The sequence below is a fragment of the Pseudoduganella lurida genome, from assembly GCF_007830455.1.
Taxonomy (GTDB): domain Bacteria; phylum Pseudomonadota; class Gammaproteobacteria; order Burkholderiales; family Burkholderiaceae_D; genus Rugamonas; species Rugamonas lurida.
The window spans coordinates 99,339-125,848 of the sequence record NZ_VLLB01000010.1; the positions used below are offsets into that span (position 1 = coordinate 99,339).

26 protein-coding genes and 1 tRNA gene are annotated in these 26,510 nt (G+C 68.2%); 18 read left to right on the forward strand and 9 right to left on the reverse strand.

From position 1 onward, the window contains the following. Positions 1 to 9: 9 nt before the first annotated feature. From IP91_RS22185 to IP91_RS22215, 7 genes are all read right to left on the reverse strand, one after another. A complete protein-coding gene (locus IP91_RS22185) occupies positions 10 to 912 on the reverse strand; it encodes a LysR family transcriptional regulator (protein WP_145652070.1) in 903 nt (300 codons plus the stop codon). A 7-nt stretch (positions 913 to 919) separates the two neighbouring features. Then, entirely contained in the window at positions 920 to 1,870 is a 951-nt protein-coding gene (locus IP91_RS22190) for an N-acetylmuramoyl-L-alanine amidase (RefSeq protein WP_145652072.1), read from the reverse strand. Positions 1,871 to 1,909: 39 nt separating this feature from the next. Beyond that, positions 1,910 to 2,818 carry an N-acetylglucosamine kinase gene (locus IP91_RS22195; RefSeq protein ID WP_145652074.1) on the reverse strand — a complete coding sequence of 303 codons (909 nt, stop codon included), beginning with the start codon at positions 2,816 to 2,818 and terminating at the stop codon, positions 1,910 to 1,912. Further along, positions 2,818 to 4,455, reverse strand: a complete 1,638-nt coding sequence (locus tag IP91_RS22200) for a glycoside hydrolase family 10-like protein (protein ID WP_229474829.1) — start codon at positions 4,453 to 4,455, stop codon at positions 2,818 to 2,820. Before IP91_RS22200 ends, IP91_RS22195 begins: the two co-directional genes overlap by 1 nt. A gap of 83 nt (positions 4,456 to 4,538) precedes the next feature. Continuing rightward, on the reverse strand, positions 4,539 to 5,801 hold the full coding sequence (locus IP91_RS22205) for an MFS transporter (protein WP_145652076.1): 1,263 nt from the start codon (positions 5,799 to 5,801) through the stop codon (positions 4,539 to 4,541). Positions 5,802 to 5,813: 12 nt separating this feature from the next. Further along, on the reverse strand, positions 5,814 to 6,695 hold the full coding sequence (locus IP91_RS22210) for an N-acetylmuramic acid 6-phosphate etherase (RefSeq protein WP_145652078.1): 882 nt from the start codon (positions 6,693 to 6,695) through the stop codon (positions 5,814 to 5,816). A gap of 10 nt (positions 6,696 to 6,705) precedes the next feature. Continuing rightward, positions 6,706 to 7,431 carry a GntR family transcriptional regulator gene (locus IP91_RS22215; protein ID WP_145652080.1) on the reverse strand — a complete coding sequence of 242 codons (726 nt, stop codon included), beginning with the start codon at positions 7,429 to 7,431 and terminating at the stop codon, positions 6,706 to 6,708. Between the two features lie 203 nt (positions 7,432 to 7,634). On the opposite strand from IP91_RS22215, the gene IP91_RS22220 reads away from it, so the two are divergent. The 11 genes from IP91_RS22220 to IP91_RS22270 all read left to right on the forward strand — a co-directional run bounded on the left by IP91_RS22220 (position 7,635) and on the right by IP91_RS22270 (position 20,311). Next, positions 7,635 to 8,885: a D-amino acid dehydrogenase gene (locus tag IP91_RS22220; RefSeq protein ID WP_145652081.1), complete on the forward strand. Its 1,251-nt coding sequence runs from the start codon at positions 7,635 to 7,637 to the stop codon at positions 8,883 to 8,885. 119 nt (positions 8,886 to 9,004) lie between these two features. Next, positions 9,005 to 9,457, forward strand: a complete 453-nt coding sequence (locus tag IP91_RS22225) for a YchJ family protein (protein ID WP_145652083.1) — start codon at positions 9,005 to 9,007, stop codon at positions 9,455 to 9,457. Positions 9,458 to 9,473: 16 nt separating this feature from the next. Beyond that, a complete protein-coding gene (locus IP91_RS22230) occupies positions 9,474 to 11,081 on the forward strand; it encodes a carboxyl transferase domain-containing protein (RefSeq protein WP_145652085.1) in 1,608 nt (535 codons plus the stop codon). Positions 11,082 to 11,091: 10 nt separating this feature from the next. After that, positions 11,092 to 11,877: an enoyl-CoA hydratase/isomerase family protein gene (locus tag IP91_RS22235; protein WP_145652087.1), complete on the forward strand. Its 786-nt coding sequence runs from the start codon at positions 11,092 to 11,094 to the stop codon at positions 11,875 to 11,877. A gap of 18 nt (positions 11,878 to 11,895) precedes the next feature. Continuing rightward, positions 11,896 to 13,233 (forward strand): adenosylmethionine--8-amino-7-oxononanoate transaminase, encoded by a 1,338-nt coding sequence (bioA, locus tag IP91_RS22240; RefSeq protein WP_145652089.1) that lies wholly within the window; start codon positions 11,896 to 11,898, stop codon positions 13,231 to 13,233. Next, the gene (gene bioF / locus IP91_RS22245; protein WP_145652091.1) at positions 13,233 to 14,417 is read left to right on the forward strand and encodes an 8-amino-7-oxononanoate synthase; all 1,185 of its coding nucleotides are present in this window, start codon (positions 13,233 to 13,235) and stop codon (positions 14,415 to 14,417) included. Before bioA ends, bioF begins: the two co-directional genes overlap by 1 nt. A gap of 118 nt (positions 14,418 to 14,535) precedes the next feature. Next, positions 14,536 to 15,255: a dethiobiotin synthase gene (bioD, locus tag IP91_RS22250; protein WP_145652246.1), complete on the forward strand. Its 720-nt coding sequence runs from the start codon at positions 14,536 to 14,538 to the stop codon at positions 15,253 to 15,255. Positions 15,256 to 15,266: 11 nt separating this feature from the next. Beyond that, positions 15,267 to 16,307 (forward strand): biotin synthase BioB, encoded by a 1,041-nt coding sequence (gene bioB / locus IP91_RS22255; RefSeq protein ID WP_145652093.1) that lies wholly within the window; start codon positions 15,267 to 15,269, stop codon positions 16,305 to 16,307. A gap of 113 nt (positions 16,308 to 16,420) precedes the next feature. Continuing rightward, positions 16,421 to 18,469, forward strand: a complete 2,049-nt coding sequence (locus tag IP91_RS22260) for an acetyl/propionyl/methylcrotonyl-CoA carboxylase subunit alpha (RefSeq protein ID WP_145652095.1) — start codon at positions 16,421 to 16,423, stop codon at positions 18,467 to 18,469. Next, positions 18,469 to 19,401, forward strand: coding sequence for a 2-hydroxyacid dehydrogenase (locus IP91_RS22265; protein WP_145652097.1), 933 nt, complete (start codon positions 18,469 to 18,471; stop codon positions 19,399 to 19,401). Before IP91_RS22260 ends, IP91_RS22265 begins: the two co-directional genes overlap by 1 nt. A 1-nt stretch (position 19,402) precedes the next feature. Beyond that, a complete protein-coding gene (locus IP91_RS22270) occupies positions 19,403 to 20,311 on the forward strand; it encodes a hydroxymethylglutaryl-CoA lyase (protein WP_145652098.1) in 909 nt (302 codons plus the stop codon). A 151-nt stretch (positions 20,312 to 20,462) separates the two neighbouring features. On the opposite strand, the gene IP91_RS22275 is transcribed toward IP91_RS22270, so the two are convergent. Further along, a tRNA-Pro gene (locus IP91_RS22275) sits at positions 20,463 to 20,539 on the reverse strand. Positions 20,540 to 20,664: 125 nt separating this feature from the next. Here IP91_RS22275 and IP91_RS22280 point away from each other — a divergent pair. Both IP91_RS22280 and IP91_RS22285 read left to right on the forward strand, forming a co-directional pair. Then, positions 20,665 to 21,282, forward strand: coding sequence for a hypothetical protein (locus IP91_RS22280; RefSeq protein WP_145652100.1), 618 nt, complete (start codon positions 20,665 to 20,667; stop codon positions 21,280 to 21,282). Positions 21,283 to 21,295: 13 nt separating this feature from the next. Further along, entirely contained in the window at positions 21,296 to 21,907 is a 612-nt protein-coding gene (locus IP91_RS22285) for a glutathione S-transferase family protein (protein WP_145652102.1), read from the forward strand. 28 nt (positions 21,908 to 21,935) lie between these two features. Here IP91_RS22285 and rsmI read toward each other — a convergent pair whose 3' ends face one another. Then, complete coding sequence (rsmI, locus tag IP91_RS22290; RefSeq protein WP_145652104.1) at positions 21,936 to 22,850, reverse strand: 16S rRNA (cytidine(1402)-2'-O)-methyltransferase; 915 nt, start codon at positions 22,848 to 22,850, stop codon at positions 21,936 to 21,938. 10 nt (positions 22,851 to 22,860) lie between these two features. On the opposite strand from rsmI, the gene IP91_RS22295 reads away from it, so the two are divergent. The 5 genes from IP91_RS22295 to IP91_RS22315 all read left to right on the forward strand — a co-directional run bounded on the left by IP91_RS22295 (position 22,861) and on the right by IP91_RS22315 (position 26,416). Beyond that, the gene (locus IP91_RS22295; RefSeq protein WP_229474831.1) at positions 22,861 to 24,156 is read left to right on the forward strand and encodes a penicillin-binding protein activator; all 1,296 of its coding nucleotides are present in this window, start codon (positions 22,861 to 22,863) and stop codon (positions 24,154 to 24,156) included. 12 nt (positions 24,157 to 24,168) lie between these two features. Beyond that, entirely contained in the window at positions 24,169 to 24,525 is a 357-nt protein-coding gene (locus IP91_RS22300; RefSeq protein ID WP_145652106.1) for a YraN family protein, read from the forward strand. Positions 24,526 to 24,655: 130 nt separating this feature from the next. After that, positions 24,656 to 25,252 (forward strand): phosphoheptose isomerase, encoded by a 597-nt coding sequence (locus IP91_RS22305; RefSeq protein ID WP_145652250.1) that lies wholly within the window; start codon positions 24,656 to 24,658, stop codon positions 25,250 to 25,252. Then, positions 25,245 to 25,895, forward strand: a complete 651-nt coding sequence (locus IP91_RS22310; protein ID WP_145652108.1) for a BON domain-containing protein — start codon at positions 25,245 to 25,247, stop codon at positions 25,893 to 25,895. Before IP91_RS22305 ends, IP91_RS22310 begins: the two co-directional genes overlap by 8 nt. 8 nt (positions 25,896 to 25,903) lie before the next feature. Continuing rightward, the gene (locus IP91_RS22315) at positions 25,904 to 26,416 is read left to right on the forward strand and encodes a peroxiredoxin family protein (protein WP_145652110.1); all 513 of its coding nucleotides are present in this window, start codon (positions 25,904 to 25,906) and stop codon (positions 26,414 to 26,416) included. The last annotated feature ends 94 nt before the right edge of the window (positions 26,417 to 26,510 follow it).

Genomic DNA, 26,510 nt, shown 5'->3' on the forward strand with positions numbered 1-26,510 from the left:
ATGCGGGACTCATCGCATGCCCGGCGTCGCCAGGCAGGCCAGGGCCGCCTGCGCAACGCTGTCGGCCAGCCGGCGCGCCCCGTGCGACAGTGGCGCGTGGCCGGCCGTCAGCAGGTAAAGCTGCACGCCGATGGCCGGCTCCAGCGGTCGGCGCTGCACCCGCGTGGAAGACGCCGCCGTGAACGGATCCACCACGGCCATGCCGCCACCGGCTTCCACCAGCGACCGGGCGATCTGGTAGGTCTGCACGACGGTGCGGAACACGGGATGCACTTCCTGCGCCTCGCAGGCCGAGACCACCAGTTCGCCGAGCGGATCGTTGTCCGCGTAGCCGATCAGTTCCCCGCGCAGGCCGGCCGGCGACAGCGGCGTCCCCGCTTCCTCGTCATGCCAGGTGCCGGGCGGCGCAATCACCGTCATCGCGCCGTGCGCCAGCGCTTCGGCCACGATGCCGGGATGCCGCGGATCCTGCAGCGACACGGCAAAATCGGCCTCGCCCAGGCGCAGCATGTTGACGATCTCGTTGGTGTGATGGGTGGCCAGCTCGCAGCGCGTGGCGGGGAATTCGCGGCGCCACGCGCTCATCGCCTGCGGCAGCACGGAAACGGCCAGCGTCGGGGTGGCCACCAGCCGGATCGTCTCGACGGCGCGCCCCTTCAGGCTGGCCGCAAGGCGCCGGATGCCCTGCAGGTCGCGGTGCAGCTTTTCCGTTTCGGCGAACAGCCGGTGCGCCTCCGGCGTGGGATGCAGCTTGCCGCGCACCCGCTCGAACAGCGGCATGCCGAGCTGCAGTTCGGCGTGCTGCAGCACCTTCGTCACGGCGGGCTGCGAGATGTGCAGCACCTGCGCCGCGCCGCTGATCGTCCCCACCTGCATGATCGCGTGAAACACCTCGATGTGACGCAGGCGCATGGTGACCTCAGGGCTGGGCCACGGCTTCCGACGGCACCGGCGGCGCCGCCGGCACGGGCGCGGAGCCAGGTACAGGGACCGGAGCAGAGACCGGCGCCGGCTTCGGCATCGTCAGCACATCCAGGATCGCCGCGCTTTCCGCATCCGGCACGCCGTCGTAGTTGGCCTGGCGGTACTTGGTCTGGAACGCCACGATCACGTTGTGCGTGGCCTCGTCGAACACGCCCGTCTGCGGTACCGCGTAGCCGTGCTGCGCCAGCTTCTGCTGGAACCACACGGCATCGGGCACGGCCGCCTCGTACTTCATGCGCTGCACGGCCACCTGGGCGGCATCCGGCCACAGCACCAGGCCCGCATCGGCCAGCTGCTTCCACGGGAACAGGGGGCCGGGATCCTGCTTGCGCTGCGGCGCGATGTCGGAATGCGCCAGGATGTTCTCGGGGGCGACCTTGTAGCGCGCCACGATGTCCTTCAGCAGCGGGATCAGCTTGTCGATCTGCGCCTGCGGGAACGGGTAGTACTGGCGGCGGCCATCCGGCGTTTCCACGAAACCGGGATTGACGATCTCGATACCCAGCGAGCTGTAATTGAGGTTGGTGAAGTTCTTCCAGTTCGACAGGCCGGCATGCCAGGCCACGTCCTTCTCGTCCACCAGCGCGTAGAACTTGGGCTGCGCCTCGTCCGTCAGCAGGTAGTGCGCGCTGACTTCGCGCTCCGTCAGCAGCATGATCGACCGGGGCAGGTCGGAGACCGTGTAGTGCAGCACGATGAAGCGCACGCGCGGCGCCTGGCCCTTCGCCGTCAGCGAACGGTCCACCTGGTACAGCGGCGTCGGTGCGGGTTTTGCCGCCGCGGCCGGCGCGGTGGTGCCGGTGGCCCCGGTCGGGGTGGAAGGCGTCGTCGCGCAGCCGGCCAGCGCGGCGGCACACAGGGAGGCAAGCAGGAGTTTCGTCATCATCGTGTTGGTAAGCGTTGGCGTTAGCGTTGGCGTTGGCGTTCAGGGTTGCGGGCGCGCCGCCAGCCGCGCCGCGGCGGCATGGGGACGGGCAGTCTTCTGTTGCAGCGCGACCGATGCCGCCAGTGTAGCGCGCATCGATTGCAGGATGAGCGGATGCAGTGCAGCCGCGCGGCCGGACAGCACCACGGGACGGGCGCCGAAGCGGTTCACGAGCGCCTGCGCCAGCCGCGCCAGTTCCACGCCGGCCTGCGTGAGGATCTCGCGCGCCTCGCCATCGCGCTCGGCGGCCTGCGCCACGGCCAGCGCCAGCTGCCCGATTTCGCCCCGTGCGCGCGTGTAGATGAACTGGCGCGAGAACGACCAGTCGCTGCCGCCCACGTGGTCGAACACGGCCTGGGCCAGCGGCGACTCGCGCCAGGCGCCGGGTGCCTCATCCTCGCGGCGCCAGATGCGGCGCATCGCCTCGCGGGCGATCCAGAAGCCGCCACCGCCATCGTCGAGCGTCACGCCGCGGCCGCCCGCGCGGTGCAGCACGCCGGTGTCGTCGATGTAGGCGCCGATCGAGCCGGTGCCCGCGTAGACGAGGTAGCCGGCGCCCGGGTCGAAGGCATCCAGGTAGGCGATCTCGATATCGTTGCAGACGGTGACGTGTTCCGGCGCCACGCCGAGGAATTCGGCCAGCCACGCGGCCAGCACGCCGCTCTCCCCGCCGAAGCCCGTCAGGCCCGCGTGGATGCGGCCGGGCTTGGCGTATGCCAGCACCTGCTGCGCGAGGATGCCGAAGGTGACGCGCAACTGCTCGCGGCCGGCCGGGTGGGCCATCTGCAGCGCGGACGCACCGGCCACGTGTCCCTCGGCCAGCACCGTGCCGGCGGCATCGGCCAGCGCCCAGCGCGTCTGCGTGCCGCCGGCATCGATGCCCAGGCCCGGTGCGCCCGTCGTGTCCATTACAGTTTCGCGCTGGCGCGCGCGCTTTCGTTGCCGAGCCGGTCGACGGCCGTGACGACCACGGCGCGCGCCGGCAGTCCGCCCACGTCCGCCAGCACGATCTCGTTCTTCGTGGCGGGCGACACCGTGAAGCGCCACTCATCGCCGTAGCGGGCCCAGATCGCATACGACACGGCGTTCTTCGACGTGCCCAGGGCCACGTTCAGCGCCCGGTCGCCCCGCTTGACCGCCACCACCGGTGCCTCGGGCGCCGTATCGCCCAGCCATGGCGAGGCCGGCACCAGCGCGGCGCTCTGATAGTTCTGCGTGCGCAGCTTGTCGTACAGGCCGCCCCGGTTCTGCATCAGCGCCACCATCGAGAAGTGCACGTGGCCCTGTGCGGCGGGACGGGTGCGCGTGACGTCGATCTGCTGCACGATCTCGTCGTTCCCGAACGGCTTCGCGCTGCCATCGGCCACGCGGCTGGTGAACAGGCCGGGGAAGATGTGGCGGCCGCGCGTGTTCTGCGCCAGCCAGTAGTCGAGCAGCACGGGATAGGCCTGCGGCGCCTGGGCGATCGGCCAGTACAGCTGCGGCGCCAGGTAGTCCAGCCAGCCCTTCTGCAGCCACAGTTCGGCATCCGCGTACAGCTTGTCGTACTGCGAGAAGCCGGCGATGCCGCGCGGGCGGCGGTCCGGCCGGCCGATGCCGAACGGGCTGATGCCGAACTTCACCCAGGACTTCTCGCGGCGAATGCCCAGATAGATCTGCTCGATCAGCCGGTCCACGTTCTGGCGCCGCCAGGCCGCGCGGTCCAGCGTGCCGCCGCCGGCCACGTAGCGCTGCCACGATGGCTGGTCGGGGAACGGCAGCTCCGGCTTCTGCCACGCCGGCGTGTCCAGCGCGGCCGTCTCGCCGCCCGAGGCATTCGGCGCCTCGATCGGGTACGGATAAAAATAGTCGTCGATGTGCACGCCGTCGATATCGTAGCGGCGCACCACGTCCAGGATCACGCCCAGCGTGTGCGCCGAAGCGGATTCCTCGCCCGGGTCCATCCACAGGAATTTGCCATAGGTTTTGACGGCCTGCGGATTGGTGTTGGCGATGTGGTCCTTCGACAGCGTGGCGCGATTCGTGTTCATGCGCGCGCGGTAGGGATTGAACCAGGCATGCAGCTCCATGCCGCGCGCATGGGCCTGGGCGATCCAGAACTGCAGGGGATCCCAGGCCGGCTGCGGTTCGCGGCCCTGCTTGCCCGTCAGGTATTCGGACCAGGGTTCCAGCTGCGACGGATAGATGGCATCGGCCGCGGAACGCACCTGCAGCACGATGGCGTTCAGGTTCAATGCCTTGGCGCGGTCCAGGATGGCGATGGCTTCGGCCTGCTGCTTCGCGGGCGGCAGGTTGCTGCGGCTGGGCCAGTCGATATTGGCGACGGTGGACACCCAGGCGGCGCGGAATTCGCGCGGCGCGGCCGGCGGCTGCTCGCCCGTGTAGCGCGGCGGTTCCGGATGCGGCACGGGGCCGGCGGCCGGCGTGCCGGCGGGGCGGACGGGACGCGTGGGCGTCGTGGAGCACGCCGCCATCAGCGCCGCCAGGGCACCGGCCGCGCCGGCGGACAGCATGAGCCGCTTGTTACGATCGAAGGACAAAACCACCACTCCCAGTCAAAAAACGCGGCAACATTGTAATACCGTTAATCGGGAACGGCCGTCCGGCTGCCCACTCGTGTCCGGCCGGTTCACTTCCGGCCGAACTCCGGATCGACCTTCACCAGCGCCGTCATCACGAACGCGGGAATCGTCGCCAGGCAGGCCCAGATGAAGAAGTGCTGGTAGCCCATCGCCTCCTGCAGCTTGCCGCTGACCATCTGCGGCACCATCATCCCCAGCGCCATGAAGCCGGTGCAGATCGCGTAGTGCGCCGTCTTGTGCGCGCCATCGGCCACCATGATCATGAACATCAGGTACGAAGCGAAACCGAAGCCGTAGCCGAACTGCTCGACGGCCAGCGCGGCGCCGATGATGCCCAGATCCTGCGGCTGCGCCTGCGACAGGTAGATGAACACCAGGTCCGGCAGGTGCACGATGAATGCCATCGGCCACAGGCAGCGCTTCAGGCCGAAGCGGGCGATCGCCACGCCGCCCAGCAGGCCGCCGGCCGTCAGCGCCACGATGCCGACGGTGCCGTACACGAAGCCCACCTGTTCGTTGTCCAGGCCCAGCCCGCCCTTCGCCAGCGGATCGAGCAGGAACGGCACGGCCATCTTCAGCAGTTGCGATTCGCCGAGGCGGAACAGCAGAAGGAAGCCGAGGATCGTGAGGATGCCGGGCTTGCGGAAGAACGCCCCGAAGGTGGTGAAGAATTCGGTGAACGGGCTGCCCTGCAGGCGCGCGGGCGTGTCGGCGGCGGGGCGCGGCAGCATGAAGAAATGCCACACGCACAGCAGCGCGAACACGGCGCCCAGCAGGCCGAAGACATAGGCCCAGGCCACGTGCGGATCGCCGGTGCGCTTGATCAGGAGGCCGGCCAGCGCCACCAGCGCGCCCTGGCCCGTGATGTTGGCCAGCCGGTAGAAGGTGCTGCGCACGCCCACGTACGCGGCCTGCTCCTTCTGGCCCAGCGCCAGGATGTAGAAGCCGTCCGCCGCGATGTCGTGCGTGGCGGAGGCAAACGCCATCAGCCACAGTACCGCCAGGCTCACCTGGAAGAACGCCGGCAGGTGCGTGGTAAATGCCACCAGCGCCAGCGCCACGCCCACCACGCCCTGCAGCAGCACGGTCCACTGGCGCTTGGTGCCGAACATCTCCACGATGGGCGCCCACAGGGGCTTGATCACCCAGGGCAGGTACAGCCACGACGTGTAGAAGGCGATGTCGGTATTGGAGAAGCCGGTGTTCTTGTACATCACCAGCGACAGCGACATGACGGCGAAATAGGGAATGCCCTGGCCGAAGTAGAGGGTGGGCACCCACCACCAGGGATTGCGCTGCACTGCGTTCATCACTTCCTTTGTTCAGGTATTCAGGGCCCCGCGCACGCTGCCGCGGGCGCGCGACAGCAGGCTCCGGGCCTGCGCCACCGGCACTTTCTTGAGCAGCGCCACGATGGCCACCTTGACATGGAAACCGCAGTCCTCCAGCGCGGCCCGCGCGGCGGCTTCGTCGGCCCCGGTGGCATGCACCGTCAGGCGCACCGTGCGCGCGAACAGCTTGGCGTTGGTGGGTTTCAAGTCTACCATCAAGTTTCCGTACACCTTGTGCAGGCGGACCATGATGGCGCTGGAGATCGTGTTCAGCGCGATCTTCTGCGACGTGCCCGCTTTCAGCCGCGTGCTGCCGGAAATGACCTCGGCACCCGTGTCCAGCGTGATGCCATGGTCGGCCGCGCGCGCCACTGGCGCATCGACGTTGTTGGCGATGCCGATCGTCAGCGCCCCCGCTTCGCGCGCCGCCCGCAACGCACCCAGCACGTACGGCGTGCCGCCCGATGCCGCCAGCGCCAGCACCACGTCATTGCGGGTCGGCTGAACGGCCTGCAGGTCGCGGGCGCCCTGCGCCGTGTCGTCCTCCGCGCCTTCGACCGCCATGTACATCGCCGACGGGCCGCCGGCCAGCAGCGCCACGGCCCGTTCGTGCGGCCACGAGAAGGTGGGGTACAGCTCCACGCTGTCCAGCACCCCGAGCCGTCCGGAGGTGCCGGCACCCACGTACAGCAGCCGGCCACCCGCCTCGATGCGGGGCACGGCGGCCTCGATGGCGGCGGCGATCGCGGGGCAGGCATCGCGCACCGCACGTACCGCGTTGAACTGGTCGTCCACGAAGGCCGCCACCAGGCGCGGGATCGGGTATTCGTCCAGCCGCGTGTGTTCGCTGCTTGGCGTTTCGGTCTTCAACATGGTCGGTTCCTTAGCCGCGCCGCATTTCGGCCACGAAGTCGTAATGGTCGCTGCGGCAGTAGGAATGCGTGAGTTCCACCGCCTCGCCGCTGTCGAGATACGCGATGCGGGTGATGAACAGCACGGCCTCGCCTTCCGGCACATCCAGCTGGCGCGCCAGGTCGGCCGGCGCATTCATCGCGCGGATATGCTGCAATGCGCGGGCCGGCGCCTTGCCGTTGCTTTCCAGGTAGCGGTACAGCGAATCGCCCACCGCTTCCGGGTCCGGGATCACGGTGGCCGGCAGCACGCTCACTTCATAGGCCATCGCCACGTCGTCCGCCGTGCGCAGCCGCTCCAGCCGCGCCACCTTCGTGTTGGGCGACAGGCCCAGGCTCATCTGCTCGTCCGCGCTGGCGATCACGAGCGCCCGCTTCAGCCACAGCGAGCCGGGCTGGTAGCCGCGCTGCTGCAACTGCTCGGAAAAGCTGGACAGGTTCGACAGCGGCTGCTCGATGCGCGGCGCGATGTAGTTGCCGGAGCCGCGCTTGCGCACGACGAGGCCCTGCTCCACCAGCTGGTCGATCGCCTTGCGGGCCGTCACGCGCGACACGTTCAGCTGCTCGGACAGCGTGCGTTCGGAGGGCAGCGCCTGGTCCACCTGGTAGCGGCCGGCGCGCACGTCGTCCGTCAGCTTGCGCGCGATCTGCATGTACAGCGGTGAATTGTCGGTGGTTTCCCGGGCTTGGGCGGTCATTGCGGTCTCCTCTACGGCCATAGTGTAACGGCGAAGCGCGCCGGATGCCGCTTTCAAGCTGCATGAAGTGGGCCAATGCGTGGACCAATGAGAGGGCCCATGATTAAGCCCATGAGATGCGGTTATGCCCCCCGCAACAGCTTTCATTGGCTGGCCGTGCGGGGCGGCACGTAAGCTGGCTGCCCCGGTCAAGGAAAGGCAAGATGCGGCATTCGGCACACCAGGTGGTGGTCATCGGCGGCGGCGTGGTGGGACTGACGACGGCGTGGTGGCTGCTGGAAGCGGGTTTTCGCGTGACGCTGCTGGAACGCTCCCACGAGGTGGGCGGCGGCGCCAGCTACCGCAACGGCGGCCAGCTGAGCTATCGCTACGTGGCGCCGCTGGCCGATGCGGGCGTGCCGTTCAAGGCGCTGCGCTGGCTGTGGCAGGAAGCGGGGCCGCTGCGCTTCCGGCCCGAGGCGGACCTGCGTCAATGGCGCTGGCTGGGCGCCTTCCTCGCCAACTGCAGCGGCGCGCGCAACCGGCGCACCACGGCCAAGCTGCTGGAACTGGGGGAACACAGCCGCCGGATGATGGCGCAGCTGGACCTGCCGCCCGCCGAATTCGGCTGGCGCGATGCGGGCAAGCTGGTGGTGTACCGCTCGCCGGCCCAGTTCAGGGCGGCCATCGCCAAGCCTTCCATCGATGCCGACCGCCGGGTGCTGTCCGGTGCCGAGGCGGCACAACTGGAGCCCGCGCTGGCCGAACTGGCGCCGCAGCTGGCGGGCGCCATCTTCAACGGCGGCGAGGCGGTGGCCGACTGCCACGCCTTCTGCCTGGCGCTGGAGCGCCGGCTGCATGCCCATCCCCGCTTCGACGGCATCGTCCACGCCACGGCGAAATACCTGTTCGCGGAAAACGGCCGCATCTCCGCCATCGAAACGGACAACGGCTGGGTCACCGGCGAACACTTCGTGCTGGCCGCCGGCATCCAGAGCCGCGACCTGGCCGCTACCGCCGGCATCGACCTGCCCCTGTATCCGCTGAAGGGCTACAGCCTGACGGCGCCGATCGGTACAGGGCACGCGGCCCCGCAGATCAGCGTGACGGACTTCGAACGCAAGACCCTGTATGCCCGCATCGGCGACCAGCTGCGCGTGGCGGCGATGGTGGACATGGTGGGCGAGGACGCGTCGCTGGACGAACGCCGCGTGGCCGGCCTGACACGCCTGGTGCGCGCCACGATGCCCCATGCGGCCGACTACTCGCGCATCGAAGCGTGGGCCGGCCTGCGTCCTGCCACGCCGAACAGCGCCCCTCTCCTCGGCCCCACCGCGCACGGCAACCTGTGGCTGAACGTGGGCCATGGTCCCCTCGGCTTCACCTTCGCCGCCGGCACCGCCGCCCTCCTCGCCAGCCTGATGACGGGCCAGCCGACGCCGTTCGCCCTCGACTTCCTCGCCTGGCGCGGCTGACAAACCGCGGCACATCGGGGACAGCCACCTATTTCCAGGAAATATTTCCCGGAAAATGGGGTCTGTCCCCATTTTTGAGGAAACGGCGATAATGGCGCCTTTCCATTGTCCGACCTGCCATGTCCAAGACGAACAAGCCGGCTGGCTGCCCGTGCGGCGGGCCGTCGCTGGCGGCCTGCTGCGGTCCGTATCTCGACGGTTACCTCGACGGTGCGGTACTGCCCGCCACGGCCGAACTCCTGATGCGCTCGCGCTACACGGCGTACACGCTGCAGAACGAGCCCTACCTGCTGGCCACCTGGTATCCCCGCACCCGTCCCACGGAACGCATCGTCGATCCGGCCGAGCCCGTGCACTGGCTGGGACTTGAGGTAAAATCTGCTTTACGTTTACGTCAACGTAAAGTAACCGGCCCGGACGAGGCTTACGTGGAATTCGTCGCCCGCTTCCGCATCGGCGGCAAGGGACAGCGCCTGCACGAGATCAGCCGCTTCCTGCGCGAGCCCGATCCGGCCCTGGGCGGCCAGCCGCGCTGGTTCTACGTGGACGGAGATTTTCCGACCAAAGACTAGAAAACCAGGAGACCGCATGCCGCACATCGACAGCAAACTGAACCCGCGCAGCGAGGAGTTCCGCGCCAATGCGGCCGCCATGCAGGCGGTCGTGGACGACCTGCGCCTGCGCGTGGCCCGGGTGGCCGAGGGCGGCGGCGAGGCGGCCAGCGCCAAGCATGTCGCCCGCGGCAAGCTGCTGCCGCGCGACCGGGTGCGCCTGCTGCTCGATCCGGGCACGCCGTTCCTGGAGTTCTCGCAGCTGGCGGCTTATGAGATGTACGACGGGGCAGCCGCTGCCGCCGGCATCATCACGGGCATCGGCCGCGTGGCCGGCCAGGAATGCGTCATCGTCTGCAACGACGCCACGGTGAAGGGCGGCACCTACTACCCGGTCACGGTCAAGAAACACCTGCGCGCGCAGGAGATCGCGGAACAGAACCACCTGCCCTGCATCTACCTGGTCGATTCGGGCGGCGCCAACCTGCCGAACCAGGACGAGGTCTTCCCCGACCGCGACCACTTCGGCCGCATTTTCTACAACCAGGCCAACCTGTCGGCGCAGGGCATTCCGCAGATCGCCGTGGTGATGGGTTCCTGCACGGCCGGCGGGGCCTACGTGCCGGCGATGAGCGACGAGTCCATCATCGTCAAGGACCAGGGCACCATCTTCCTGGGCGGTCCGCCGCTGGTGAAGGCCGCGACGGGCGAAGTGGTGACGGCCGAGGACCTGGGCGGCGGCGACGTGCACACGCGCCTGTCCGGCGTGGCCGACCACCTGGCGCAGAACGACACCCATGCGCTGGCGCTGGCCCGCAACATCGTCTCGCACCTGAACCGCCCCAAGCCGGACGGGGCGCCGCTGCGCGCCGTCGTCGAACCGAAATACGCGCCGGAAGAACTGTATGGCGTGATCCCCACCGACACGCGCAAGCCGTTCGACATCCGCGAAATCATCGCCCGCATCGTCGACGGCAGCGACTTCGACGAATTCAAGGCCCGCTACGGCGCCACGCTGGTGTGCGGCTTCGCCCATATCCACGGCATGCAGGTGGGGATCGTCGCCAACAACGGCATCCTGTTTTCCGAGTCCGCGCTGAAGGGCACGCACTTCATCGAGCTGTGCTGCCAGAGAAAGATCCCGCTGGTCTTCCTGCAGAACATCACCGGCTTCATGGTGGGCCGCAAGTACGAGAACGAGGGCATCGCCCGCAATGGCGCGAAGATGGTGACCGCCGTGGCCACGGCCGCGGTGCCGAAGTTCACGGTGATCATCGGCGGCAGTTTTGGCGCCGGCAACTACGGCATGTGCGGCCGCGCCTTCTCGCCCCGCTTCCTGTGGATGTGGCCGAATGCGCGCATCTCCGTGATGGGCGGCGAGCAGGCCGCGTCCGTGCTGGCCACCGTCAAGCGCGACGGCATCGAAGGCAAGGGCGGCCAGTGGTCGCAGGACGAGGAAGCCGCCTTCAAGGGGCCGATCCGCGAACAGTACGAACAGCAGGGCCACCCCTATTACGCCAGCGCGCGGCTGTGGGACGACGGCATCATCGACCCGGCCGACACGCGCACGGTGCTGGGCCTGGGCCTCTCCGCCGCGCTCAACGCCCCCATCCCCGACACGAAGTTCGGCCTCTTCAGAATGTAAGGAACGATCCATGGACTACGCCACCCTCACCATCGACACGGCCGGCACGGTTGCCACCGTCACGCTGAACCGCCCGCTCGTGCGCAATGCCTTCGACGAGCAGTCGATCGCCGAACTGACCGCGGCCTTCACCGCGCTGGGCGAGGTGGACTCGATCCGCGCCATCGTGCTGGCCGCGAACGGCGCGGCCTTCTGCGCCGGCGCGGACCTGCACTGGATGAAGAAGATGGCCGGCTACTCGGAAGACGAGAACCGCGCCGATGCGATGCGCCTGGCGAACATGCTGCGCATTATCTACAGCTGTCCGAAACCCGTGGTGGCGAAGGTGCACGGCGACTGCTACGGCGGCGGCGTGGGTCTGGTCGCAGCCTGCGACATCGCCATCGTGGCCGAGGACGTGCACTTCAGCCTCAGCGAAGTGAAACTGGGCCTGCTGCCCGCCGCCATCTCGCCCTACGTCATCAAGGCGATGGGCGAGAACGCCGCGCGGCGCTACTTCCTCACGGCCGAACGGTTCGGCGCGAAGGAAGCGCTGCGCATCGGCTTCGTGCATGAAGTGACCACCGCGGCAGCGCTGGATGGCCAGGTGGAAGCCGTCGCCAACGCGCTCGCGGCCAACAGCCCGAACGCGGTACGCGAAGCGAAGGTGCTGGTGCGCGACGTGGCCAACCAAGCCGTCACCGATACGCTGCTGGCCGATACGGCGCACCGCATCGCGCAGATCCGCGCTTCCGAGGAAGGCCGCGAAGGCGTCGCTGCCTTCCTGGAGAAGCGCAAGCCGTCCTGGCTGAATTGAACGTAGGAGTAGCAAGTTTTGACGAATCGGACCGACTGGGTTGCCCGCAGCCTGAAGAGCGTGTGGCATCCCTGCACGCAGATGCAGCACCATGGACGCGACAATGATCCCGTGCCGCTGATCCCCGTCAGCCATGGCCGCGGTGCCTGGCTGTACGACCATGACGGCCGGCGCTACCTGGATGCGATCAGCTCGTGGTGGGTCAACCTGTTCGGCCATGCGAACCCGCGCATCAACGGGGCGCTGCGCGACCAGCTCGACAAGCTGGAGCACGCGATGCTGGCCGGGTTTACCCACGAGCCGGTGATCGAACTGTCCGAGCGCCTGGCCGCGCTGACGAACCACGCGCTGGGCCACGCGTTCTATGCCTCGGATGGGGCGTCGGCCGTCGAGATCGCGCTGAAGATGAGTTTTCATTCCTGGCGCAACCGCGGCCAGTCGGCAAAACAGGAATTCGTCTGCCTGCAGGGCAGCTACCACGGCGAGACGATCGGCGCGCTGGCCGTCACCGACGTGGCCCTGTTCAAGGACGCCTACGGCCCGCTGCTGCGCGCCACGCAGACGGTGATGTCGCCCGATGCGCGCCAGGCGAAGGATGGGGAGACGGCGCAGGACGTGGCGCGCCGCGCCGCCGCCGACGTGCAGGCCCTGTTCGAACGGAAGGCGGACCAGATCGCCGCCATCATCATCGAGCCGCTGGTGCAGTGCGCGGCCGGCATGGCAATGCACGATCCCCTGTACCTGCAGCTGGTACGCGAGCTGTGCGACCGGCACGGGGTGCATCTGATCCTGGACGAGATCGCCGTCGGCTGCGGGCGCACCGGTACCTTCTTCGCATGCGAGCAGGCCGGCATCTGGCCCGACTTCATCACGCTGTCGAAGGGCATCAGCGGTGGCTACCTGCCGCTGTCGCTGGTGCTCACGAAAGAAGCCATCTACCAGGCGTTCTACAGCGCCGAGGTGACGCGCGGCTTCCTGCACTCGCACTCGTACACGGGCAATCCGCTGGCCTGCCGCGCCGCACTGGCCACGCTCGACATCTTTGCCGAAGACGATGTGCTCGTGAAAAACCGCGAGCGCGCCGCGAAACTCACCGCAGCTCTCGCACCATTCGCCGAGCACAAGCGCGTAAAAAACCTGCGCCAGCGCGGCATGATCTGGGCCTTCGATGCGACCGACGTGGACAACACCTTCTCGCGCCGCTTCTTCGCCAACGCCACGCGCAGCGAACTGCTGCTGCGGCCCATCGGCGGCACCGTCTACCTGATGCCACCCTACATCCTCGACGACGGGGAAATCGCCGGGCTGGCCGAGCGCACCTACGCCGTGTTCGAGCAGACGCTGGCGGGTGCCTGATGGAGCTGCTGGACAAGCTGGCCGCGCAACTGGACGGGCTGCGTGACAAGAGCCTGCTCCGCACGCGCCGCACGGTCGAAACGCCATGCGCGCCGCACGTGACGGTCGATGGCCGCCGGCTGCTGGCCTTCTGCAGCAACGACTACCTGGGCCTGGCGAACCATCCGGCCATCGCCGCCGCGCTGCAGGAAGGCGTTGCGCGGTACGGCGCCGGCAGCGGCGCCTCGCACCTGATCAGTGGCCACAGCCGTGCCCATGCGGTGCTGGAAGAGCGGCTGGCGGACTTCGTCGGCACGAACCTCATCGAGGCGCGCGCGCTGTACTTCTGCACCGGCTACATGGCCAACCTTGCCGTGCTGACGGCGCTGGCGGTGGGCGACAAGAGCACCGAGATCTTCAGCGAATCGCTGAACCACGCGTCGCTGATCGACGGTGCCCGGCTGGCACGCACGGTCGTCAGGGTGTATCCGCATGCGGACGTGGCGGCGCTCGATGCGCTGCTCACCGCCAGCGCGGCCGCCAATAAAATCGTCGTCACCGATGCCGTGTTCTCGATGGATGGCGACCTGGCGCCGCTGCCGGAATTGCTGGCGGTCTGCGAACGCCACGGTGCCTGGCTGGTCGTCGACGACGCGCACGGCTTCGGCATGCTGGGCGAGGGCGGCCGCGGCGCGCTGGAGCATTTCGCTCTGCGCTCGCCGTACCTCGTCTACGTGGGCACGCTGGGCAAGGCGGCCGGTATCGGCGGCGCCTTCGTCGCCGCGCACCGCATCGTCATCGAAACGCTGGTGCAGCGCGCCCGGCCCTACATCTTCACGACGGCCGCGCCGCCCGCGCTGGCCCACGCGCTGCTGACGAGCCTGGAGATCATCGGCGGTGACGAGGGCCGGGCCCGCCGCACGCACCTGCAGGGTTTGGTGGCACAATGGCACGATGGCCTGCGGCTGCAGCGCTGGGGGGCACTGCCCTCGCAGACGGCGATCCAGCCGGTAGTGATCGGCACGAACGAGGCCACGATGCGTGCCGCCGCGGCATTGTACGAACAGGGCCTGTGGGTGGGCGGCATTCGTCCCCCCACGGTACCGGATGGCAGCGCGCGGCTGCGCGTCACCCTGAGCGCCGCCCACACGGCGGACGACGTGGCGCGGCTGGCCGCTGCCGTGAATTCTTTGGAAAGGAGCTGAGATGGCGCTCGAAGACCCCGTGATCGCACCCGTGCAGGGGACCACGCCGGAGACCGGCACGACGTTCGGCACCGCTGTGGACGACGTGCTCGACACCGAACCCGCACCGGCCCCGGTGATGGACGGCCTGCCGCCCCGCTTCGCCTGCTTCGTCACGGGCACGGACACGGAGATCGGCAAGACGCTGATCTCGTCCGCGCTGCTGCATGCGCTCGTCCAGCAGGGCGTACGCGCCTGCGGCATGAAGCCGGTGGCCGCCGGCGCGGAACTGCGCGACGGCCGCCTGCACAACGATGACTGCGACCAGCTGGAAGCGGCCGGCAACGTGCGCCTGCCGCAGTCGATCACCACGCCGTTCCTGCTGAAGGAACCGGCCGCGCCGCATATCGCGGCTGCGCTGGAAGGCATCGTCATCGATCCGGTGCCGATCCTCGCCGCCTTCCTGGAAATCGCCGCGGCCAGCGATGCCACGGTCGTCGAAGGCGTGGGCGGCTTCCGCGTGCCGCTGAACGACACGTACGACACGGCCGACCTGGCCGAACAGCTGGACCTGCCCGTGATCCTCGTCGTCGGCATGCGCCTCGGCTGCATCAACCATGCGCTGCTCACCGTCGAGGCGATCGCCGCGCGTGGCCTGAAGCTGATCGGCTGGGTCGCGAACGCGCTCGAAGACGACATGGCGTTCGAGGACGAGAACATCGAAGCGCTGGCGGCACGCATTCCGGCGCCGCTGCTGGGCCGCGTGCCCCGCCTGGACGAACCCGGCGCGGCCGCCGCGGCCGCCCACCTGGATTTCAACAGCCTGCCCGACTGGCCGGCACCCCGCAATACGATTTAAGGAAGAACGAGATGTCCCTGCATGAACCGAAAACCGTCGCCCTGCACCGCCCGACCGCGCCGATCACCCTGCCCGAAGCGGCCACGTGGCCGCGCGAGGATGTGCTGGCCCTGTTCGCGCTGCCATTCAACGACCTGATGTTCCGCGCCCAGCAAGCGCACCGCGCCAACTTCCCGGATGGCGACGTGGAACTGGCCACGCTGCTGTCGATCAAGACGGGCGGCTGCGAGGAAGACTGCGGCTACTGCCCGCAGGCGGCGCGCTACGACACGGGCGTGGAAGCGAAGAAGATCCTCGACACGGAGACCGTGCTGGAAGCGGCCCGCCAGGCGAAGGACAACGGTGCCACGCGCTTCTGCATGGGCGCCGCGTGGCGCAGCCCGAAGGACCGCGACATGGAAAAGGTCGAGACGATGGTGCGCGAGGTGAAGGCCCTGGGCCTGGAAACCTGCGCCACGCTGGGCATGCTGGAAGCGGACCAGGCCGAGCGCCTGAAGGCCGCCGGCCTCGATTACTACAACCACAACCTGGACACGGCGCCGGAGTTCTACAACAACGTGATCTCCACGCGCGAATACCAGGATCGGCTGGACACGCTGGGCCATGTGCGCAGCGCCGGCCTGAAAGTGTGCTGCGGCGGCATCGTGGGCATGGGCGAGACGCGCGAGCAGCGCGCCGGCCTGATCGCCCAGCTGGCCAACCTGAACCCGTATCCGGAATCGGTGCCCATCAATCACCTGGTGCAGGTGGCGGGCACGCCGCTGCATGGCCTCGACCGCCTCGACCCGCTGGAGTTCGTGCGCACGATCGCCGTGGCGCGCATCACGATGCCGAAGGCGCGCGTGCGCCTGTCGGCCGGCCGCCGCGAACTGGGCGAAGCCGTGCAGGCGATGTGCTTCCTGGCCGGTGCCAACTCGATCTTCTACGGCGACAAGCTGCTCACGACCGACAACCCGGAAGCGAACGACGACCGTGCGCTGCTGGAGAAACTGGGCCTGCCGACGCGCGCCGCGCTGCTCGATTCGGTACAGAAGGAAGCCTGCGGCTGCTGAGTATCGAAAGCGCCGAACGGGCCGCAGAGCCCGTGCGCAGCAGCCGTGCCGCCATGGCAGTAAGGAACCCCGCACTGGACTGACGGGGTCGGAAAGCTCATAGGGGAGACAATATGTTCAAGAAAATCCTGATCGCCAACCGCGGCGAGATCGCCTGCCGCGTGGCGGCCACCGCCCGCAAGCTGGGCATCCAGACCGTGGCCGTGTATTCGGAAGCCGATGCCGATGCCCGGCACGTGGCCGTCTGCGACGAGGCCGTGCTGCTGGGTCCCGCGCCGGCCCGCGAAAGCTATCTGTGCGGCGACAAGATCATCGCCGTGGCGCTGGCCACCGGCGCGGAAGCGATCCATCCCGGCTACGGTTTCCTGTCGGAGAACGCCGAGTTCGCGGAGAGCTGTGCCGAAGCGGGCCTGGTATTCATTGGTCCGCCGGCGGCAGCGATGCGCGCCATGGGCTCCAAGTCCGCCGCCAAGTCGCTGATGGAAAGGGCCGGCGTACCGCTGGTGCCCGGCTACCACGGCGACGAGCAGGGCGCCGAGTTCCTGCAGCAGCAGGCCGACCGCATCGGCTATCCGGTGCTGCTGAAGGCTTCGGCGGGCGGTGGCGGCAAGGGCATGCGCGTCGTCGACGATGCCGCGGCATTCAAGGAGGCGCTGGCTTCCTGCAAGCGCGAAGCCACCAGCTCCTTCGGCGACGACAAGGTGCTGGCCGAAAAATACCTGCAGCGTCCCCGCCACATCGAGATCCAGGTGTTCGCGGACATGCACGGCAACTGCATCCACCTGTTCGAACGCGACTGTTCGGTGCAGCGCCGGCACCAGAAGGTGCTGGAGGAAGCGCCGGCACCGGGCATGACGCCTGAGCGCCGGCAGGCCATGGGCGATGCCGCCGTCGCTGCCGCGAAGGCTGTCGGCTATGTCGGCGCCGGCACGGTGGAGTTCATTGCCAATCAGGATGGCAGCTTCTACTTCATGGAGATGAACACGCGGCTGCAGGTCGAGCATCCCGTGACGGAAATGATCACGGGGACGGACCTCGTCGAATGGCAGCTGCGGGTGGCGGCCGGCGAGCCGCTGCCGAAGCGGCAAGAAGAACTGACCATCCATGGCCATGCGATCGAAGCGCGCATCTACGCGGAGAATCCCGACAAGGGTTTCCTGCCTTCGATCGGCACGCTGCGCCACCTGCAAACGCCGGGTGCGGTGCAGTTCGAACTGGGCGGCACGCCGGCACAACCGGCCGCCGTGCGCATCGATTCCGGCGTGCGCGCGGGCGATGCCATCTCGCCGTTCTATGACCCGATGATCGCCAAGCTGATCGTCTGGGGCGCGGACCGCCGGCAGGCGCTGGCGCGGATGGCGCAGGCGCTGGCCGACTACCAGATCGTGGGCCTGGCCGCCAACGTGGCGTTCCTGAAGCGGCTGGTGGAAAGCCCGGCGTTTGCCGAGGCGGACCTGGACACGGGCCTCATCGAACGCAACCAGGACACGCTGTTCCCGCCGAAGCGCTCCGTGTCCGTGGCCGCACTGGCCCTGGCCGCGGTGGCGCTGATCGACGACGAGCGCGCCGCGGCGGCGAGCCTGTCCGGCCAGCGTGGCGATCCCTGGGGCCATGCCACGGGCTGGCGCCTGAATGCGCGCTATTCGCGCTCGCTGGCCTTCCATGACGACCAGGAGAAGGAATACGCACCGATCGTCACGTATCTGCCGGCCGGCTGGCAGCTGGCCATCCGTGGCATCGATGTCGACGTGGCCCTGCAGTCGCGCGATGGCGCGAAGCTGTCGATCCGGCTGGGCGAAACGTCCGTGCAGGGCACCGTGCGGCGCGATGGCGACACCTTCCACGTATTTGCCGGCGGCCTGCATCACATCCTGCAGTACAACGATCCGCTGGCCCATGCGGGCGAGGCGGAAAGCGAAGGCGGCCGCTCATTTTCTCCATTGACGGCACCGATGCCGGGCAAGGTGGTGGCCGTGCTGGCCACGCAGGGCCAGGAAGTGAAAAAAGGCGAACCGCTGGTGATCATGGAGGCGATGAAGATGGAGCACACGATCGCCGCGCCGCATGACGGCACCGTCGACGAGATCCTGTATGCGGTGGGCGACCAGGTGGCCGATGGCGCGCCGCTGCTGGCCTTCCGCGCGGCGGTACAGGCATCCTGATGCGCCTCCTCCTGTACCGTAGCGATGGGGCGACCGGCCCGTGGCTGGCCGATCTTGCCCGTCATCTGCCGCAGGCCGAGTACGTGACATGGGTGGCGGGCGAGACGCCGCCGCCGTGTGATTACGCGGTGGTGTGGGGGCCGCCGCCCGCGATGCTGCCGGCATTGGCCGAGGTGCGCGCCGTCTTTCTCATGGGTGCCGGTGCCGATGCGGTGCTGAAGCATGGCGATGCCCTGCCCCGGCAAGTGCCGGTGGTGCGGCTGGGCGATGCGGGCATGGGCGTGCAGATGGGCGAATACGTGGCCCATGCCGTGCTGCGCTACTTCCGCCGTTTCGACGACTATGCCGACCAGGCGGCCGTCGGCGAATGGCGCCCGCTGGAACTGCACGAGCGGGCCACGTTCACGGTCGGCGTGCTGGGTGCCGGCGTGCTGGGCCGGCGCGTGCTCGACTGCCTGCGCCCGTTCGGCTTTCCACTGCAGGCGTGGAGCCGCAGCCCGAAAGCGCTGGACGGCGTGCAGTCGTTCAGCGGCGAGGCGGGCCTCGATGCCTTCCTGCGCAGCAGCCGCGTGATCGTCTGCGTGCTGCCGCTCACGGAGGCCACCGCCAACCTCCTGAACCGCGCCAACCTGGGCAAGCTGCCGGCGGGTGCGTATGTGATCAACGTGGCGCGCGGCGGCCACCTGGCCGAAGCGGACCTGCTGACCTACATCCAGTCCGGCCACATCGCGGGCGCCACGCTGGACGTGTTCCGCAACGAGCCGCTGCCGGCCCAGCATCCGTTCTGGCAGGAGCCGCGCATCACCATCACGCCGCACATCGCGGCCATGACGCTGCGCGCCGAAAGCGCACGGCAGATTGCCGGCAAGATCGGCCAGCTGGAACGGGGCGAAGCCATTGCCGATGTCATCGACCGAGAACTGGGATACTAAAATGAACCTGCCGACGCAAGTGAAGATCGTCGAAGTGGGCCCGCGCGACGGCCTGCAGAACGAGAAGGAAGACGTGCCGGCGGAGGTGAAGATCGCGCTGGTGGACCGCCTGAGCGCCGCCGGCTTCGCCAATATCGAGGCGGCCGCGTTCGTGTCGCCGAAATGGGTGCCGCAGATGGCCACCAGCCGCCAGGTCATGGACGGCATCGCGCGCAAGCCGGGCGTGATCTATTCGGCGCTGACGCCGAACCTGCAGGGCTTCGAGGCGGCGCTGGCGGCACGGGCCGATGAGGTGGTGATCTTCGGCTCCGCCTCCGAGGCGTTCTCGCAGCGGAACATCAACTGCTCGATCGCCGAATCGATCGCCCGCTTCGAGCCGGTGGCGCGCGCGGCCAAGGAACACGGCATCCGCCTGCGCGGCAGCATCAGCACCGCGTTCGGCTGCCCGTACCAGGGCGAGGTGCCGCTGGCCGCCGTGTCGGACGTGGTGGCGCGCATGCGCGACCTGGGCTGCGACGAGATCGACATCGCCGATACCATCGGCGTCGCCACGCCCCGCCATGCGCAGGCCGTGATGGCGGCAGCGATCGCCGCGTTCCCGATCGAGCGGCTGTCCGGCCACTTCCACGACACCTACGGGCAGGCGCTGGCGAACATCTACGCGTCGCTGGAACTGGGCATCGCGATCTTCCACTCGTCCGTGGCGGGCCTGGGCGGCTGCCCGTACGCGAAAGGCGCCACCGGCAACGTCGCCACCGAGGACGTGCTGTACATGCTGAACGGGCTGGGCATCGACACCGGCATCGACCTGGACCAAGTGGTGGACGCCGGCGCCTACATCTCGCAGTTCCTCGGCCGCAAGGGCGCCAGCCGCGCCGGCAACGCCCTGCTCGCCAAACGGGCCCCCTAACACTGCCCAGCCCGTGTCCTGGTGCCAGGCACCAGGACACGGACAGAGCAATGTCCTGGTGCCTGGCACCAGGACACGGGCTCTGCCGTAAACCGACGGCACAAACAAAAAGACCCTTGAGTCGAAACTCAAGGGTCTTTCTGATGAATCTTGGTCGGAGTACAAGGATTCGAACCTTGGACCCTCTGGTCCCAAACCAGATGCGCTACCGGGCTGCGCTACACTCCGAAGAAGCAAGATAATACCTGTCCATCCAAAGGTCGTCAAGGGTCGATTCAAATTAATTCAATTCGCTTGCACTTGCCAACTAAGCAATATGAGAAGATGGCCGCTCCTGGCACGAATGACGAGCGATGCAATCGACCCTGACCTACCCCGGTGGACCCCGTCCGCGCCTCGTGGCCGGGCTGGCGGTGTCGCTGCTGCTGCATGCCGTATTGCTGCTCCTGCTGCGCGCCCCTTCCGCGCCGCCACCAAGCGATGAGCGCCGCTGGGCCCAGCCGCTGACGGTGCTGCTGGTGCCGCCGAAGGTCGTTCCCGAGCCGATCCGCGCGCCGGAGCCAAAGGCAGAGCCGAAGCCACGGCGCGTCCAGGCGTCGGCCAGGCCGGCACCAGAGGCCGACACCCCGGCAACCCGCCCCGCTCCAGCCCCGATCACTGTCACGCAGGAAGAAGCCACCGCCGCAGCGGCACCAGCGCCAACGCCAGCGCAGGAGGAACCCAGATTCGACCAGGAGGCTGCCCGCAAGTCCGCCCGTGGCATGTATGACGCGGTCAAGCCGCCCGTCACCAACTGGGCGGCCGAGAAGCTGAACAAGGACAAGGAGTGGAAGGAAACGAAGTTCGAGCGCTTCGGCAAGGCCGTGGCCAATTCGGCGCGCGAAGACTGCAAGACGGCCCATGCCAGCGCCGGGCTGCTGGCGCCCCTGTTCATGCTGGCGGACAAGAAAGACAGCGGCTGCAAATTCTGACCAAAGGAGAACCATGAAGACCGTGCTGGGCAAACTCGTCTCGATCAACGTGCGCAAGGTGTTGTGGACCGCCCGCCTGCTCGATATCCCCGTTACCCTGGAACCGTGGGGCGCGGGCGTGCGCGATCCGAACGTGCCGGAATTCCTGGCGCTCAATCCGAACGGCCAGGTGCCGGTGCTGCGCGACGGCGACACGGTGCTGTGGGAATCGAACACGATCTGCCGCTACCTGGCCCACGGCAGCGCGCTGCTGCCGCCCGACGCGCTGGGCCGGGCCCGCGTGGAGCAGTGGATGGACTGGCAGGCCACCGAACTCAATAACGCCTGGCGCCCCGCCTTCATGACGCTGCACCGCGGCAGCACGAAATTCAGCGCGGACGAGGTGCAGGCCGGCGTGCGCGACTGGAATACGAAGATGGCCCTGCTCGATGCGCAGCTGGCGCGCACCGGCGCCTACGTGGCCGGCGATGTGCCCAGCGTGGCGGACGTCGTCATCGGCGTCTCCGTGCACCGCTGGCGCGCCACGCCGATCGACCATGCCGACCTGCCGGCCGTGCGTGCCTACATGGAGCGCCTGAGCCTCCTGCCCGGCTACGAGGTGTACTGCGGCGACGCCACGCCCTGAACGGCAGCGGGCTGCCGGGCGCGGTGTATCAGTCCGCGTCCTTCAGCGCCAGCGCGCGGTCATACAAGGCGTTCTTCTTCATGCCCGTGATCTGCGCGGCCAGGCTGGCGGCCTGCTTCACGGAGCACTCGGCCAGCAGGATCTTCAGGATGCGCTCCGCATCCGCTTCCTGCGCGTCGGTCTGCTCCATCGCGCCTTCCAGCAGCACCACGTATTCGCCCTTCTCGCGGTGCGCATCCGCGGCCAGCCACGCGGGCGCGTCGGCCAGCGGGCAGCGGTGGATTTCCTCGAACAGTTTCGTCAGCTCGCGGGCGAACACCACTTGCCGCGCCGGCCCGAAGACCTCGAGCAGCGCCTGCGCGCATTCGACGATGCGGTGCGGCGCTTCATAGAACACCAGCGTGGCCGTGGCGGTACGCAGCGCCGTCAGCGCCGTCTCGCGCTGCTTGGCCTTCGATGGCAGGAAGCCGACGAAGTGGAACTGGTCGTTCACCAGGCCACTGGCCGACAGCGCCGTCACCGCGGCCGAAGCACCGGGCAGCGGCACCACGCGCAGGCCCGCGGCGCGCACCGCGTCGACGATCTTCGCACCCGGGTCGGAGACGGCCGGCGTGCCAGCATCCGAGACCAGCGCGATGCGCTCGCCCGCCTGCAGCCGCCGCACGATCGCCTCGCCCGCCTCGCGCTCGTTGTGCATGTGCGCCGCCACCAGCGGCTTCGACAGGCCGAAGCGTCCCATCAGCTGCGCCGTATTGCGGGTATCCTCGCAGGCGATGGCATCGGCCAGCGCCAGAACGTGCAACGCGCGCAGGCCGATGTCGGTAACATTGCCGATGGGAGTGGCCACTACATACAATGTTGCCGTAGGATACGTTTGAAGCGCTGTCTCGCCGAGCACCGGCAGGGCGGCAATGCTGACGGGGTTAGTGGATGGAACGGTCATGGAGGTAACGATGCTGGCTGATAGGATGAATGGACTGCTGTCCTGCGTGGCGGGCGTGGCGGCGGCGCTGTCGCTGTCGGCCTGCAGCACGCCTTGCGGCAGCCCGGGGGCATTGTGCGCGCCAATCGAGAGTGTGACAAGCCCGGCGCCCCGCGTCACGGCGCCGCCGCAGGAACGTCCCGCGCCGCCGCCGCCCACGCCGGAAGAACAGGCGCAGGTGGAAACCTTCGCCGTCGCGACGCCCGGCGACATGAGCGGCAACACTGCCACCGCACCTTCGGGCCAGACGACCCGCATCGGCCTGATGCTGCCGTTGCGCTCCGAAACGCTGGGCCGCGCCGCCGATGCCGTGCGCGCCGGCTTCATGGCGGCCTGGGAACGCGACCGCGCCGGCTTCGAGGTGACCGTCATCGAAACCGGCGACGCATCCGAGGACATCCTTGCCACCTACAAGGGCGCGCTCGAACAGCAGGACATGATCGTCGGCCCGCTGGCCCGCTCCGCCGTCACGGCCCTGGCCAGCAGCCCCGCGGTGACCAAGCCCACCATCGCACTGAATCACCCGGAAGCGCGGGACAACACGGTGCTGCCCACGAACATGCTGTCGATCGGCCTGTCCATCGAGGACGAGTCGCGCCAGGTGGCCGAATGGGCCGCGCGCGAACATCCGGCCGCGAACGCGATGATCCTGTCCGGCAGCGCCGCCTGGCAGCGCCGCATCGCCACCGCGATCGCCGCGCAGGCCGAGCGCCTGGGACTGACGTCGAAAACGCTGGAACTGACGGCGCTGAACGGCTACCTGAGCGATCCGGAACTGGTGGCCCTGCGCGCGCGCCTGGCGGAACAGCCGGTGGACGTGCTGTTCGCCGCCCTCGATGCGGACCAGGCGCGCCAGCTGCGCATCGCGCTGAGCGCCCCGCCCGTGGGCGACATTCCGCTGTACGGCACCTCGTCGCTGAATCCCGGCCGTGTCACGCTGCTGCCCGGCCCCGAGCTCGATGGCGTGAAGCTGCTCGACCTGCCGTGGCAGATCCAGCGCGACAGCCCCGCCGTGATGGCCTATCCACAGCCCGTGCCGCGCGACGACCAGCGCCTGTCGGCCGACATGGAGCGCCTGTACGCGCTGGGCATCGATGCCTTCCGCGTGGCGCGCGAACTGGCGCTGCATCCGGGCCAGCCGGTGGCGCTGGACGGCGTCACGGGCCAGCTGTCCATCGAGTTCGGCAGCGGCCGGGCGAAAGTCAACCGCATCGAACCGCGCGCCATCTACCGCAACGGCGTGCCGGTGCCCCTGACTGCCCAGTAAGGACCCGGGGCCATGGCCCGCACCGACAAGCAGAACCTGGGCCGGCAGGGCGAGGACGATGCCCTCGACCACCTGCAGCGGCACGGCCTGGCGCTCGTCGCCCGCAATTTCCTGTGCAAGGGCGGCGAGCTCGATCTGGTCATGCGCGACGGTGCCGCGCTCGTGTTCGTGGAGGTCCGGCGGCGCAAAAGCAGCCGGTTCGGCGGCGCCGCCGCCAGCATCACGCCGGCCAAGCAGCGCCGCATGACGCTCGCGGCGCAGGTCTTCCTGCTGCGCTACCCGCAACCGCCGCCGTGCCGCTTCGACGTGGTGGCCATCGATGCCGGCCACATCACCTGGCTGAAAAACGTGCTGGACGATGGTGCCTGAGCGCGCGCCCCTCCCCATTGCATGCACGATAAGCCTGCTGAGCATGCATCGTTTTCAAGTTTAGTTTGTAAGTTTATTTATCCGTCCTTGGCGAACGGCGCGGTCCGCAGCACTATATAATTTCATGACTATGACCAATCAACGCATCCTCTCGCACTTCCACGAAAGTGCCGAAACCAAGATCCAGTCCGCCACCGTGCTGGCGCAACCGATCGCCCAGGCGATCGAACTGATGTTTGCCGCCCTCTCCAACGGCAACAAGATCCTTGCCTGCGGCAATGGCGGCTCCGCGGCCGACTGCCAGCACTTCGCGGCCGAGCTGGTGGGCCGTTTCGAACGCGAGCGCTTCCCGCTGCCCGCGCTGGCGCTGACCACCGACACGTCGCTGCTCACCGCGGTGGCCAACGACTACAGCTACCGCGAAATCTTCAGCAAGCAGGTGCAGGCGTTCGGCCAGGCCGGCGACATCCTGCTGGCCATCTCCACGTCCGGCAACTCGGCCAACGTGATGGCGGCGATCGAAGCGGCGCTGGAACGCGAAATGCGCGTGGTGGCGCTGACCGGCAAGGGCGGCGGCGCCATCGGCAAGATGCTGACGGATGCGGACGTGCACATCTGCGTGCCGGCCGAGCGCACCGCGCGCATCCAGGAAGTCCATTTGACCTGTATTCACTGTATCTGCGACGGTATCGACGTTGCCCTGTTCGGAGGAGATGTGAATGAATAAAGCCCTGCTGGTACGCCTGCAGCGTCCCGTCGCCATCGCCCTGCTGGGCGGTGCGCTGATGGCCAGCCTGTCCGGTTGCGTGGGCCTCGTCGTCGGCGGCGCCGTCGCCGGCACCATGTCCGCGTCCGACCGCCGCACCTTCGGCGCGCAGACGGAAGACAAGACCATCGACTTCAAGGCCAGCAACCGCGTGCGCAACCTGGTGGGCGATGCGGCCCACGTGAACATCAATGCGTTCAACCGCAAGGTGCTGATCACGGGTGAAGTACGCGACCAGGCGATGAAGCAGGCCGTCGAAAACGAAGTGAAGACCGTCGAGGGCGTGCAGTCGGTGGTGAACGAACTGGTGATCGCCGGTCCGGCCAGCTACACCTCCCGCTCCAACGACACGCTGCTGACGACGAAGGTGAAGGCCAGCCTGGTCGATGCGAAGGACATCTCGGCCAACTCGTTCAAGGTGGTGACGGAACGGGGCGAAGTGTTCCTGATGGGCCGCGTGACGCAGTTCGAAGCGGGCCGCGCTTCCGACATCGCCCGCGGCGTGAACGGCGTGACGAAAGTCGTGCGCGTGTTCGAGTACATCTCGGAAGCCGAGTACAAGCAGTACCAGACGTCGTCCTCCTCGGGCTCGTCCTCGAACTGAGGCCGGCCATGGGCAGCGCGACGAGACCCTGGCTGAAACCCGCGCTCGCAGCCGCCGTGCTGGTGGGCGCGGGCGTGGCGGCGTATGCCTTCCTGAACAGCGGGCCGGCCGCGCCGGACATCACCTTCACCGGCATCAAGGGCGAGCGCATCACGCCGGCCGACCTGCGCGGCAAGGTGGTGATGGTGAACTTCTGGGCCACCTCGTGCGCCACCTGCGTGGCCGAGATGCCGGAAATGGTCGATACCTACAACCGCTTCAAGGGACAAGGCATGGAGTTCGTTGCCGTGGCCATGAAGTACGACCCGCCGAACTATGTGCTGAACTATGCCGAAACCCGGCAGCTGCCGTTCAAGGTGGCGCTGGACATCACGGGCGAAGCGGCCAAGGCCTATGGCGACGTGCAGATGACGCCCACCACCTTCGTCATCGGCAAGGATGGCAGGATCCTCAAGCGGTATGTGGGCAAGCCGGAATTCGCGGCGCTGCACCAGCTGCTGGAGAAGGCGCTGAAGGGTTAATGAAACAGGACGCCGAGGCGTCCTGTTTCATTTTTGCTCCCGGTCCTTCCTGCGCCGGTTCCGCTGCCACTCCCACACCAGCGGCGACAGCGCC

Coding starts and splice junctions, on each gene's coding strand:
- IP91_RS22185 (WP_145652070.1), bottom strand. CDS start 912: ATGCGCCTGCGTCACATCGAGGTGTTTCACGCGATCATGCAGGTGGGG.
- IP91_RS22190 (WP_145652072.1), bottom strand. CDS start 1,870: ATGATGACGAAACTCCTGCTTGCCTCCCTGTGTGCCGCCGCGCTGGCC.
- IP91_RS22195 (WP_145652074.1), bottom strand. CDS start 2,818: ATGGACACGACGGGCGCACCGGGCCTGGGCATCGATGCCGGCGGCACG.
- IP91_RS22205 (WP_145652076.1), bottom strand. CDS start 5,801: ATGAACGCAGTGCAGCGCAATCCCTGGTGGTGGGTGCCCACCCTCTAC.
- IP91_RS22210 (WP_145652078.1), bottom strand. CDS start 6,695: ATGTTGAAGACCGAAACGCCAAGCAGCGAACACACGCGGCTGGACGAA.
- IP91_RS22215 (WP_145652080.1), bottom strand. CDS start 7,431: ATGACCGCCCAAGCCCGGGAAACCACCGACAATTCACCGCTGTACATG.
- IP91_RS22220 (WP_145652081.1), top strand. CDS start 7,635: ATGCGGCATTCGGCACACCAGGTGGTGGTCATCGGCGGCGGCGTGGTG.
- IP91_RS22225 (WP_145652083.1), top strand. CDS start 9,005: ATGTCCAAGACGAACAAGCCGGCTGGCTGCCCGTGCGGCGGGCCGTCG.
- IP91_RS22230 (WP_145652085.1), top strand. CDS start 9,474: ATGCCGCACATCGACAGCAAACTGAACCCGCGCAGCGAGGAGTTCCGC.
- IP91_RS22235 (WP_145652087.1), top strand. CDS start 11,092: ATGGACTACGCCACCCTCACCATCGACACGGCCGGCACGGTTGCCACC.
- bioF (WP_145652091.1), top strand. CDS start 13,233: ATGGAGCTGCTGGACAAGCTGGCCGCGCAACTGGACGGGCTGCGTGAC.
- bioD (WP_145652246.1), top strand. CDS start 14,536: ATGGACGGCCTGCCGCCCCGCTTCGCCTGCTTCGTCACGGGCACGGAC.
- bioB (WP_145652093.1), top strand. CDS start 15,267: ATGTCCCTGCATGAACCGAAAACCGTCGCCCTGCACCGCCCGACCGCG.
- IP91_RS22260 (WP_145652095.1), top strand. CDS start 16,421: ATGTTCAAGAAAATCCTGATCGCCAACCGCGGCGAGATCGCCTGCCGC.
- IP91_RS22265 (WP_145652097.1), top strand. CDS start 18,469: ATGCGCCTCCTCCTGTACCGTAGCGATGGGGCGACCGGCCCGTGGCTG.
- IP91_RS22270 (WP_145652098.1), top strand. CDS start 19,403: ATGAACCTGCCGACGCAAGTGAAGATCGTCGAAGTGGGCCCGCGCGAC.
- IP91_RS22280 (WP_145652100.1), top strand. CDS start 20,665: ATGCAATCGACCCTGACCTACCCCGGTGGACCCCGTCCGCGCCTCGTG.
- IP91_RS22285 (WP_145652102.1), top strand. CDS start 21,296: ATGAAGACCGTGCTGGGCAAACTCGTCTCGATCAACGTGCGCAAGGTG.
- rsmI (WP_145652104.1), bottom strand. CDS start 22,850: ATGACCGTTCCATCCACTAACCCCGTCAGCATTGCCGCCCTGCCGGTG.
- IP91_RS22295 (WP_229474831.1), top strand. CDS start 22,861: ATGCTGGCTGATAGGATGAATGGACTGCTGTCCTGCGTGGCGGGCGTG.
- IP91_RS22300 (WP_145652106.1), top strand. CDS start 24,169: ATGGCCCGCACCGACAAGCAGAACCTGGGCCGGCAGGGCGAGGACGAT.
- IP91_RS22305 (WP_145652250.1), top strand. CDS start 24,656: ATGACCAATCAACGCATCCTCTCGCACTTCCACGAAAGTGCCGAAACC.
- IP91_RS22310 (WP_145652108.1), top strand. CDS start 25,245: ATGAATAAAGCCCTGCTGGTACGCCTGCAGCGTCCCGTCGCCATCGCC.
- IP91_RS22315 (WP_145652110.1), top strand. CDS start 25,904: ATGGGCAGCGCGACGAGACCCTGGCTGAAACCCGCGCTCGCAGCCGCC.